Genomic DNA, 4,773 nt, shown 5'->3' on the forward strand with positions numbered 1-4,773 from the left:
GAAGGCATCGGCGGCGAAGGGCATTCGCATGCCGGGCTTTGCCTATGACCAGTCGATCGAACTGATCGGGCGGCTCACGAGCGGCGCTCCGTTCGGCGATGGCGCGGACAATGCGCTGTACGCCGATGCCAGGGAAAAGGCGGCGGGCCTTGTGACGGCCGGGAAGATCGACGCTGCTGCGGCCGATCGCTACACTGCGCAGGTCGCCGCGGCGATGACCGGGTCGATGAAGCCGGCCTACGACCGGCTCGGCGCGTGGCTCGCCGCCGACCGCGCCAAAGCCTCGGCCGAGCCGCGGGGCGCGGGCGCGCTGCCCGATGGCGCTGCCTATTATAACGCGATGCTCCGGCTGCAGACGACAACGGGCATGACCGCCGACGAAATCCACGCGCTCGGCCTGTCCGAAGTCGCGCGCATCCGTGCCGAGATGGAGGCGCTCAAGGCGAAGATCGGCTTCGAGGGAAAGCTTGAGGATTTCTTTGTCTTCCTGCGCAGTGACGACCGCTTCTACGTCGCGAATGACGATAGCGGCCGCGCAATCTATCTGAAGAAGGCGGAGGATTATCTTGCCGGGATGCGCGCACGGCTGCCCGAGCAATTCGGGCGGCTGCCCAAGGCCGACCTGATCGTCAAGCGCGTCGAGGCCTTCCGCGAGGAACCGGGCGGCGCGGCACATTATTCGCCGGCGGCGCTGGACGGGTCGCGCCCCGGCATCTTCTATGTCCATCTCGCCGACACGCGCGCGACGCCGACCTACGAGATCGAGGGCACCGTCTATCACGAAGGCCATCCCGGCCATCATATGCAGATCGCGCTCGCGCAGGAAATGACCGGCACCCCCGAGTTCCGGAAGAATTATTTCTACGGCGCCTATGGCGAGGGCTGGGCGCTCTATGTCGAGCGGCTCGCGAAGGAGATGGGGTTCTACACCGATCCCTACAGCGATTTCGGCCGGCTGGGGCGCGAGATCTGGCGTGCAATCCGGCTGGTGGTCGATACCGGTATCCACTCCAAGGGGTGGAGCGAGGCTGAGGCGCTCGCCTATTACACGGCCAATTCGCCGCAGCCGATCGGAAAGATCCGGTCCGAGATTCGTCGCTACTTCGTCACCCCGGGGCAGGCGACATCATATAAAGTCGGCATGCAGCGCATCCTCGCGCTGCGCGACAAGGCGAGGGCGGCGCTTGGCGACCGCTACGACCAGCGGCTGTTCCACGAGATCGTGCTTGGACGCGGATCGGTGCCGCTGCCGGTACTCGAGGCGCAGGTCGATCGCTGGATTGCTGCCCCCGCCTGATCGCGCTGCCGAAAAAAAACTCGCGGTCGCGAACGGAAAACGTCCGGTCGTGCATCATGGTCTTGAGCGGGAGATGCGAGACGGGTGACGTGAACCGGGAGAAACGCGCAGCGATCATGGCGTGGGTGGGGCGGGAAATCCTGCCGCACGAGGCCGACGTGCGCGCCTGGCTGCGCCGTACGCTCGATCCCGAAGACCTGGAGGACGTCATCCAGGAAACCTATTGCCAGATCGCGGGCCTCAAGGATGTTGGCCATATCCGTAGCGGCCGTGCCTATTTCTTCACCGCCGCGCGCAGCATCGTCCTGATGCGGCTGCGGCGAGCACGCATTGTCAGCATTGAATCGGTTACGGAAATTGAGAGCCTGAACATCGTTGGAGATGAACCCTCGCCCGAACGGGTGGCGGCCGGACGCCGGGAACTGGAGCGCGTGCGCCGGTTGATCGAAGGGCTGCCCGATCGATGCCGGAGGATATTCGAACTTCGCAAGATCGAGGGATTGCCCCAGCGCGAGGTCGCCGAGCGACTGGGAGTGACCGAACATGTCGTCGAAAACGACGTGATCAAGGGTTTGAAATTGATCCTGCGGGCAATCGCCGATGGCGAGCCGACAGGCGAGCAGAAAACGACGGGAACGGAGCGAGATGAGCGAGCGCGAAACAGCACAAGCGATCAGTGATCGCGCGGCAGCGTGGGTCGCCCGCATGGACCGCGAGGGCCATGACCTCGCCGCGCGCACCGAACTCGAAGCGTGGCTCGCTGGCGACGATCGCCGCCGTGGCGCCTATTTTCGCGCCGGGGCGGCTTGGAGCATGCTCGACCGTGCGACGGTGCTCGGCGCCGGGCAGCCCCAATCGCACGAGGTGGCCACCATCGGCGGTGCCCGGTTTTCGCGGCGTCGCCTTTTGTGGGGCGGCGGTGCGGCGGCCGCTGCTGCTGCCGCGCTGGTGGTTGGCTTTACAGGCGTGGATTTCCTCGGCGTTCCCGACCAGCAGATCCAGACCGCGGTCGGAGAAATCCGGCGGGTCCCGCTGAGCGACGGTTCGCTTGCCGCCGTGAATACGCAGACGTCACTCGACGTGACGATGAGGCCGGCCGTGCGCCAGGTCGCGCTCAAGGCCGGGGAAGCGTGGTTCCAGGTCGCGAAGGATCGCACCCGTCCCTTCGTCGTCGAAGTCGATGACCTGCGGGTGCGTGCGGTAGGCACGGCTTTCGCCGTCAGGCGGACCGGGAGCGGAATCGACGTTCAGGTGACCGAGGGCGTCGTTGAGGTGTGGCGCGTCGGCGACGAGACCGGCATGCGGCGCGTGGCGGCAGGGGCGCGAGCCTTTGTGGCGCCTGACAAAGCGATCATGCCCGTCGTCGCCGCGAATGAGGAAATCGACAAGGCGCTGGCATGGCGTACCGGCCAGCTCGTCTTCGACGGCGATACGGTCGCCGAGGCGGTTGCCGAGTTCAACCGGTACAACACGCGGAAGATCGAGGTGACCGGGGCATCGCTTGGCGAGCAGAAAATGATCGGACGCTTCCGCACAAATGAGCCCGATGCCTTCGCACGCGCGGTCGCGACCTTGATGGATGCGCGCGCCCAAATCACCGCCGACCGGATCGTCTTGTCGCAGGACTGACATAAAGCCCGGCTGCGAAAACGGAAAAATCTCTCCCGCGCATCATATCCATGTGAGCCCGAACAATCGGGCCCGTAAATGGGGGAGGACATTATGCGATATCGCGATCTTCGCGGCGTGCTTGCGACTTCGACGGCGATCTGTGCGGTAGCCCTGGCTACGCCGGCAAACGCCCGGATCAAGACCTTCGATGTTCCGGCACAGCCGGCCGCCACCGGGATTCCCCAGCTTGCAACGCAGGCCGACGTCCAGATTCTCGTCAGTGCCGCCGCCGTGCGCGGCCGGAACATCCGCGCGATCAAGGGCGCGATGAGCGTCGATCAGGCGGTTCGGCGTGCAGCCGCCGATGCGGGCCTGCGGGTGGTGTCGAGCGATGGGCGGACCTATACGCTGGCGTTGCAGACTTCTTCGGCCGTGCCCGCGGCGCCATCCGCCGTTTCCGAGGCCAGCGCACCGGCGGAAATCATCGTGACGGCACAGAAGCGCGCCGAAGCGATTTCGGACGTGCCGATCGCGATCAGCGCCTTTTCGGCGGAGTCGCTGCAGGAACAGAAAATCGAGAGCGGCACCGAGCTGATGCGCGGCATCCCCAATGTGACCTTCTCCAAGAATAATTATTCGGGCTATAATTTCTCGATCCGGGGCGTCGGGACCAAGGCGGTATCCGCAACCTCGGACCCGGGCGTCGCGGTCAGCTTCAACAATGTGGCGCTTATTCGTAACCGTCTGTTCGAACAGGAGTATTTCGACATCGAGCGCGTCGAGGTGCTGCGCGGCCCACAAGGCACGCTTTATGGCCGCAACGCGACCGCGGGCGTCGTCAATATGATCACTGCCAAGCCCGATCTCGACGACTTCACCGGCTCGGGCAAGGTCGAGGCGGGCAATTACAAGGCGATGCGCGCGACGGGGATGATCAATATTCCGCTCGTCGACGATGTACTCGCGGTTCGCGCCGCCGGCGCGTGGACCAGCCGCGACGGCTATGGCTATAATCTGGCGACCGACGACCGGATCGACGGCCGCGACCTCTGGTCGACGCGCCTGTCGCTGGCGTTCAAGCCATCGCCGCGACTTCGCATCAATGCGACGTGGGAGCATTTCAACGAGAATGACGACCGCCTGCGCACCGGCAAGCAACTCTGCCATCGCGACCCGGGGCCGTCGACCTTCCCGGGGGTGTTCGACCCTAATCAGCCGGGCGTGCTGCGCACGCTCGACCCGCTCGAAAGCGGGCGCCTGAGCCAGGGCTGCCGACAGGGCTCGCTCTACGACGATGGCGCCTATGGCTCACCGAACGGGCTCAGCATCCCGTTCATTGCGGCAGGACAGATGCTCGGACTGATCGGCTTCTCGGAGCCGTTCATGTTCCCCGACGGGTCGTTCAATCCCAATGCGGAATATGTCCGCTTCCTGAAATATGGCATTGATCCTTATAATGTCGAACAATCGCGCGACCTCAGGACCGTCTCGTCCCTCTTTCCGGCCAAATATCGTGCGAAAGCCGATATCTTCGCTCTCGACGTCAGCTTCGATGCTACCGACGCGCTGACCATCACGTCGCAGACGCTCTACAACGAGGACCGGGTCTATTCGCTGCAGGATTATCACCGCTTCTCGTTGCAGCCGACGTTCAACGACTCCAATGGCCTGTTCACCTATTCGGGCTGTACCTTCTCCAATCCCGCAGGATGCAGCGCGCCGAGCGAATATAGCAATTTTACCCCCGGCGGGATTTTTACCGATCCGCAGCTCGGGCCGTCGAACAGCGTCGCGGGGGTCGAAATCTCGTCGAGCGAAAGCTGGCAATTCTCGCAGGAATTGCGCCTCGTGTCCGATTTCGACGG

At 64.3% G+C, this 4,773-nt stretch carries 4 protein-coding genes; all 4 read left to right on the plus strand.

Going from position 1 to position 4,773, the window contains the following annotated elements; translation table 11 throughout:
• Positions 1-1,297: DUF885 domain-containing protein (locus tag VGD20_RS21175; protein WP_331136345.1), on the plus strand; the 1,297-nt coding region annotated here is incomplete at its 5' end.
• 116 nt (positions 1,298-1,413) lie between these two features.
• On the plus strand, positions 1,414-1,977 hold the full coding sequence (locus VGD20_RS21180; RefSeq protein WP_331136346.1) for a sigma-70 family RNA polymerase sigma factor: 564 nt from the start codon (positions 1,414-1,416) through the stop codon (positions 1,975-1,977).
• Entirely contained in the window at positions 1,943-2,926 is a 984-nt protein-coding gene (locus tag VGD20_RS21185; protein ID WP_331136347.1) for a FecR family protein, read from the plus strand. Before VGD20_RS21180 ends, VGD20_RS21185 begins: the two co-directional genes overlap by 35 nt.
• Positions 2,927-3,019: 93 nt before the next feature.
• The coding region (locus tag VGD20_RS21190) for a TonB-dependent receptor plug domain-containing protein (RefSeq protein ID WP_331136348.1) at positions 3,020-4,773 on the plus strand (1,754 nt) is incomplete at its 3' end.

This window comes from Sphingopyxis sp., from assembly GCF_036402335.1.
Classification (GTDB): domain Bacteria; phylum Pseudomonadota; class Alphaproteobacteria; order Sphingomonadales; family Sphingomonadaceae; genus Sphingopyxis.

Bases quoted from the DNA above. Each gene is read 5' to 3' on its own strand.
- VGD20_RS21180 (WP_331136346.1), top strand. From the start codon at position 1,414: ATGGCGTGGGTGGGGCGGGAAATCCTGCCGCACGAGGCCGACGTGCGC.
- VGD20_RS21185 (WP_331136347.1), top strand. From the start codon at position 1,943: ATGAGCGAGCGCGAAACAGCACAAGCGATCAGTGATCGCGCGGCAGCG.